Annotated in this window: 6 protein-coding genes and 1 pseudogene; all 7 read right to left on the minus strand. The window is 46.0% G+C overall.

Translation table 11 applies throughout. The features are described from left to right. The coding region (locus V7L97_RS08680; RefSeq protein WP_333655117.1) for a B12-binding domain-containing radical SAM protein at nucleotides 1–747 on the minus strand (747 nt) is incomplete at its 3' end. Then, nucleotides 747–2,267, minus strand: coding sequence for a B12-binding domain-containing radical SAM protein (locus tag V7L97_RS08685; RefSeq protein ID WP_333655118.1), 1,521 nt, complete (start codon nucleotides 2,265–2,267; stop codon nucleotides 747–749). The genes V7L97_RS08685 and V7L97_RS08680, both read right to left, overlap by 1 nt. A gap of 32 nt (nucleotides 2,268–2,299) precedes the next feature. Next, complete coding sequence (locus tag V7L97_RS08690; RefSeq protein ID WP_333655119.1) at nucleotides 2,300–3,169, minus strand: class I SAM-dependent methyltransferase; 870 nt, start codon at nucleotides 3,167–3,169, stop codon at nucleotides 2,300–2,302. A 36-nt stretch (nucleotides 3,170–3,205) separates the two neighbouring features. Further along, nucleotides 3,206–4,078, minus strand: coding sequence for a methyltransferase domain-containing protein (locus V7L97_RS08695; RefSeq protein ID WP_333655121.1), 873 nt, complete (start codon nucleotides 4,076–4,078; stop codon nucleotides 3,206–3,208). After that, the gene (locus V7L97_RS08700; RefSeq protein ID WP_333655123.1) at nucleotides 4,079–5,137 is read right to left on the minus strand and encodes a pyridoxal phosphate-dependent aminotransferase; all 1,059 of its coding nucleotides are present in this window, start codon (nucleotides 5,135–5,137) and stop codon (nucleotides 4,079–4,081) included. Further along, on the minus strand, nucleotides 5,137–6,147 hold the full coding sequence (locus tag V7L97_RS08705; RefSeq protein WP_333655124.1) for a radical SAM/SPASM domain-containing protein: 1,011 nt from the start codon (nucleotides 6,145–6,147) through the stop codon (nucleotides 5,137–5,139). Before V7L97_RS08705 ends, V7L97_RS08700 begins: the two co-directional genes overlap by 1 nt. Before the next feature lie 7 nt (nucleotides 6,148–6,154). Then, nucleotides 6,155–6,558 (minus strand): annotated as a pseudogene (locus tag V7L97_RS08710) (cytidylyltransferase domain-containing protein); the annotation flags it as partial.

Raw genomic sequence — 6,558 nt, forward strand, 5'->3', positions numbered from 1 at the left:
CTTTTTCCTGTACCATGAACCCTCTCCTTTGAACAGCTTTTTGAGAGAGTAATCCCCGCAATACGAGCAGTGGTAAGGACAGCCGCGAGTAGTCTCGATGGAAATAGTGCGGTAAAGCCTGCCCATCATCGGTTTGTTGAGGTAGGACTCTCCGAAAAGAGTGAAATCCATCAGCGGGAGCTTATTTATGTCGGTCAGGGGAGCCTTCCTGTTTTTCTCCCAGGTTCCGTTTCTCCGCACCCAAAATCCGTTAATGCCCGACACATCCTTTCCTTTTTCGAGCATCTTGCATAGCTCGACAAATGCCTGTTCTCCCTCGCTGATGCAGACATAGTCAACCAAGTCTCTCCCGTCTGCTGTTTGGGGAGCAAGAATGGCATGTACGCCACCCATTGCTACCCGTATATTGTTCTTGGTCAGTAGCTCACGCGCACTTTCCAGAAGCCTCATACCGAGGAGGAACGTAGGTTCAACGACCGAAATGCCAATGAGGTGGGGCTGAAAGTTCTCGATTTTCGCCCTGAAGTCTTCCTCCATATTGCCGCCCTTGAAGTTGAGGGGGCACGGAGGAAACTGGAGCGCTTCGATGCGGTTCTCTGTAGCGCTCTTTCTCCCGTAGCGATAAAATGTCGTGTCGAAAAGATCGACAGAAATACCTGCCTCTTTCAGACAGGAAACCAGCTGTGAGACCCCTATAGGAAGGGCATTCTCGAGCATGGAATTGCAGTATACAAGAAGAACCCTCATTAATCTTCCTCCTTCGTCTGTCGGTGCTGCGAAAAATGCATTTCGTAATATTTCTCTCTCAACTTATTGAACATCTCGTTTCCCTCATTGTCAAAACGCTCGGCAACCCGTATTTCCTTAAACATGGCTTCGGGCATTTTCGCATACAAAGGGAACGTCCTCTGCAGCCCTTTCAGCTCATGGTAAGAGATGGTATCCATTTTTAATGGAACACCATCCAGAAGCTGGTGAACTTTATCGCTTCTATCAAGATAACCCTTTTCAATGCAGTACTGGTACAGACGAGTCCCTTTATATGGTGTAAAGAGGTAGACATTCATCGTCGCAGGGTTAATATGCCTGTTGACAGCTATGGTGTCGAAGACGAGCTCTCTCGTTTCGTCAGGGAATCCGATAATATTATTGACCGTATATGCAATCCCGTACTCCTCCACTATTTTAAAGGCCTCGAGCATCTGTTTATTAGTATAGTGCCTGTTCAGCATCCTTGAACGGAATTCCTCATTCCCATGCTCGATTCCAAACTGCATGTTCTGACAGTTCATTTCTTTGAGGATTTTTATTTTTTCCTCCGTTACCGTCTCCGGTCTCGACTGACACCAAAACGGCAGCCCGATCTCTCGGTATCTTTCGGCAAACTCTTTCAGTTCAGCAAGAGGTCTAGCAAGAAATGATTCAGCGTTAAAATTTATATAATCAGGATTATATTTCCTGACAAGATGCTTCATTTCGTCTATGACACGATCAATACGTTTACGCCGGTAGTAGATTCCGCAACCTTGCTCCTGAAACAGCTTTCTCAAATGAGGGGCCTCACAGTAGGTACAATCGTATGGGCAGCCTCTGTCGATCTCTACATGGATCATCGTATATATCTTGCCCTGCATCGGCCGGTACAGGTGCTTTCTCTCGAAAATATCATAGTCGATATAAGGTAGTGCGTTAATATCGGTGAGCTTTCTCATAGGATTCTTAATGATCCGGCCCTCGCGTTTGACCCATAGATTCAGCACTGAAGAATAGTCTTCTCTTCTCCGCATTTTCTCACATAGCTCGACGAGTGCCTCCTCTCCTTCGCCTATGCATACAATATCCACATCCTCGTTTGCGATAACCTCCTCTGCTGAGAATGTCACAAATACTCCACCGGCAATGACCGGCGCTTTGTAATCCCTGATTGCTGCGAGAAGGGATATGCCGAGATCAAAGGTGTCCTCGACAAGCGTAATGGCTATAAGATCAGGTGAAAAATCATTTACTTTCTTCCGTAGATCTTCGTACATATCCGTATCTCTGTAGTCAACCCCTTTTTCTTTGTAGCTGAATGGTCTCAGTTGGAGCAAATCGACCTTTTTCTGCTCAAAGTTTATCTCCTCCCATTTATAGTAAGTGGTATCAAACAGCTCAACCTCAAAGCCGGCCTCTCTCAGGCAGGGGGCCAAAAGCGATAGGTTTATAGGTACCAAGGTGGCCATTTCGGTATTGGGATAGATAAATAATACTTTAAATCTTCCAGACATAAAACTTCATCCTAAAGCCTACAAACGAGATTTTATTTATCAGGTGTTTTTCTGAAATGTCCCATCCGGATATACGGAATGCTTCTTCCGATAATGCCAAATACCTTTTCTACAAAAGAGGCTGGCTTTACCAGCTTGTTAAAAATATAGCTTCTCCTGAATTCAGTTACAAAAGCATAATTTTCCTGAGCCAGCAACTCAAACCCTGATTTTTGGGCCGCTGCTATGATCTCATTATCGGACCTTCTATACCCATGATGCTTTATTACAAATCCCTGCCATTTGCCTGTTAAAAGAAATTTTAGCAGTCTGGCCATTTTAGTTTCATATTTTAAAAACACATCATGCAGCATATAAGACATAAAATTGTCGGGCGGGCCGCCAAAGTCGAGAATCAGACGTCCCTCATTGTCCAGGCTATCAAATACATTTCTAAAAAAAAGAGAGAGCTCATACTCATCAAAAAGATAGATTAAGCCTAGACAAATGACAACATCATATTTCTGTTTTAAAGGTCCAGACAGGATGTCATGCGTTATAAAGTTGAATCCAGGAAATAATGATTTTGTTTCCGCATACGCCTCAAAAAATTCCAAATCCGAACAGGTCACACTAAAACCATTTTCCATTAAATATAATTCATTAGCGCAGCGGCCACTTGCTATAGATATAATATTTTCATTCTTTTTCAGGCTTTTTCTTAAAAAGTTATCATAACATTCCAGCCTGCCATAGTGATAGTTCCAGAAGTATTTATTAAAAAAGCTTTCTTTGCTACGGTAGGCATCATCGCTCCCATATCCCCCCATCGTCTTTTCGTGTTCTTTAAAGTTGCTATCTATCGGCAGGTAAATTTTCCCTTTATAACGGGAGTCTCTAAAAAATTTATACCATTTGCGCATTGTCTTAAGTTCTCTTTCAAAAACAGTATGACAAATCTAATTTTCCCAATCCTGATAGCAGTCCGAGAGAGTGGTATCCTTCTCGAGAACAGCTCCCCAGAAACCTTCATAATCGGTATTCTTCCAGAACCATGAGAGCAGCGTGCTGACCACAGGTATCCTCCGGGGATACTGGTAGTAGATTTCACTGTGCTTCACCCTCCAGCCTGCGTGCAAGATAAGGAGTTCCCAATCTCGGGGACAAAGTTCGAAAATGTGCTCGTCCTCGGCGAAAAACGGCCTCACAGCTCCATACCGTGTATGGTGCAAACCCACGCGGCTCCGCTTCAGATACGGCACGGTGATCACCATTCTGCAGCACGATGATTTCTTTGCAAGGCGCCTAAAAAAGAGTGCGGGGTTATGGAGGTGCTCTACCATTTGGAATGAGGTGAACAGATCGACGCTTCTTCCTCCCAGATCGAGCTCTTCCGCACGGCAATGTACCGCTTTCAGTCCCCGCGCTTCTATTTTTTTAATTGCCCTCGGATCGAGGTTCACGCTGACGGTATCGAGGGAGAATTTGTTCCTTGTAAGATCTCTGAGGTATAGCATGTGAGTTCCCGCTGAATCTCCAATATCAACCACTACAAGGGAATCCTGCTGCAGCATCTCAAGCGCCTTGAGCATCATTCGGCATTGAAACACATGAAGCGTCCTTCTCTTGAGCTCCCAATAATCGTTAAATGTAGAAGCCTCACTGGACTCCTGATTAGAAATATCAGGAACTATTGTCCTAAGTCTCTCCAGCATTTCTGCATAACCATTCTGTTTAATAGCAAGCTTTATAGAATATCCGCTTAACCGCTCATGTACATTTCTTACATCTATTCCTATATGGGTTAATATTTTTTTAGCTAATCTGAGCATTTATATCCGAACACTCCTCTTAATGCTATCGACTACTTTTTCCATTTCGCTTATTGGGCCGATAGATATTCGAGTATACCCTTCGAATCCCTTTACGGAAAGGCTTCCCCGCACCAGAATCCCATCCCTGTCGAACCCCTTAAGGATTGCCTCTCTCTGTACGCCAAAATCTGCGTGGATAAAGTTGGTCAGAGTATCAATAGTACGAAAAGACAGTGCATTCAGCGCGCCATGCAAACATTTTTTCCCCTCATCTGTCGCCCTGATATATTCGTCGACGACATGCCAGTTATCGAGCATTGCCGAAGCGAAATGAACGGCAACCGAGTTTACCTCGTACATAGGCCGGAACCGGTAGAGAAGCTGTGCCAGATCAGGGGATGTCACCACATAGCCGATTCTGAGGCCAGCCAGTCCCGCTGTCTTCGAAAATGTTCTTGTAACGATCAGGTTCTCGTACTCTCCGAGCAGATCCAGTGCGGTATAGGGGCAGAAGCCGTAATAAGCCTCATCCACTAAAACCGGAATCGAAAGGCGCCGCGCCGCTTCAAGTAAAGTTTTCAATTCGTCGTTGGGTATATAAGTGCCGGTAGGGCTGTTCGGGTTCGCAACGATAATAAGCGAAACCTGCTCCCTTACCGTTTCTAGGAGCAAGCGCATATCGGTCCTAAGGTCCGTCCCATACCCGATCCTCACTGCAGTAGCATTGAAAAGCCCGCAGTACACATCGACCATTGCGAAGGTAGGATCGAGATATACCACTTCATCTCCAGGTTTTACAAAGAGATCGAAGGCGGTCTTGATGGCAGCATCGGAACCCGCTGTGATGACCACCTGCTCAGTCGAAACGCCCAGAAATCGTCCGAGCTTCTCATAAAGCGGTTCCACCTCGGGATATGCCAGAACATGCTCCTGCCGGATTCCGGAGATCACATTCCTCCAGAAATCATCTCTAAAAGGGGTCAATCTCTCGTTCTTGTCAAGACGGACTTTATCGAATCGGCTCTCAATACCTGCCCGTACCCGCTGAACCGCATCCACCCAGGCTTTATGTTTCATTATGACTTCTCACCTAACTTTTTTATCTCCATAGCGCGATAAGAACACATAGTACAAGCGGGAACTTTATGCGATTCTCCCCGCGCATGCAGCTTCCTGAGTTGATTCTCCCGCTCCCCCTCCCACAGCTCCTTCAGGGAGTGTTGTGCTGCATTGCCCAGCACCATGGAACTGAAATCGCTGATACCATGCATGAGGCATGGGAGAATCGTGCCATCCCAGAGGATAGTCATTCTCTGCCAGAGGAAAGGGCACGCCCAAGCGGCTGCATCGTCCGATCCTCCCTCGCACTCCTTTTCTTCACGAGCATCGAGATACGATACTTCATCCGCATACTGTTTCCAGAACGCAACATAGGTATCAAAACTGCTCTTCAACTCTTCCAGCAAAACAGTCTGAATGCGTATCTGCGGAAGGGAGGATTGTCTCCTCTCCCTTAACGAGATCAGCTTGCTCACATTGTCGAATAGCCTTTCAAATGTAGCTCCTACCCTGAACTTTTCGTAGACATCTTTCGTAAACCCCTCGATGGAAATTGAAATCCGGTCAAGTCCTGCATCAATAAGGCTCTCGAATTTTTCAGCAGTAAGTAGGACCGCATTCGTATTGAAGTAAACATCCATGATTCCCCGTTTCTTTGCATACTCCACCATCTGCGTCAGATTCGGATGAAGGAGTGGCTCTCCCCGAAGGCTCAACTTGATGGCGCACAATTCGTTTTCTATTCCTTCATCGATTATCTTTCGATAAAGAGCAAAATCCATAAATCCGCGCTGATCCTGTCCCCATCGCCTGTGCGTCGTCGCACAAAACGGACATCTCAGGTTGCAGACCGCTACGCTTTCTATATCAATATGGAGCGGGAAGCCGCCTGATATGAAATGTTCCGGGTTTTCTTTCCACCTCCTCCTGTACACATGGAATTTCTCATCAGTCTTGGTATCAAAAACTGTGGTCTCTGTAGCGGTATGGAAATTATTGTTCGATTTAATCGATATTTTTGATGGCACCGATCTCCTATTCCCCATATCCGTGATTTTTGAGCCAGTATTCAACGAGAGGCACCTGCCATTCGTAATCGACATCGAGCCCCCCCCACTGCTTCAATGGAAATATCCTCTGGCCCATCCACTTCTGAGGCAGAAGCCCCTCATGAATAGTATCAAGGCAGCGAGGCCTCACGACAGAGACACCCATATCGGCAAACCATACATCTCCCTGAGAATCCCTATCGCAGTTCAGCGTTTTTGGATCGCCGAAGGTCTCAAACGGAACAAAGGGTTTGAGCAGGCCATCACTGTTGATCTTTCGAGCCCGCAAGGGGCTCCACATATTGTACTTGGATACGGTCACGGCAGAGTCGAGATGAGGATTTTTTCTCAACACCTCGATTCCTTCGTCGATGATTTTTCCCGTCACAG

Source organism: Dissulfurispira sp. (assembly GCF_036745535.1).
Taxonomy (GTDB): domain Bacteria; phylum Nitrospirota; class Thermodesulfovibrionia; order Thermodesulfovibrionales; family Dissulfurispiraceae; genus Dissulfurispira.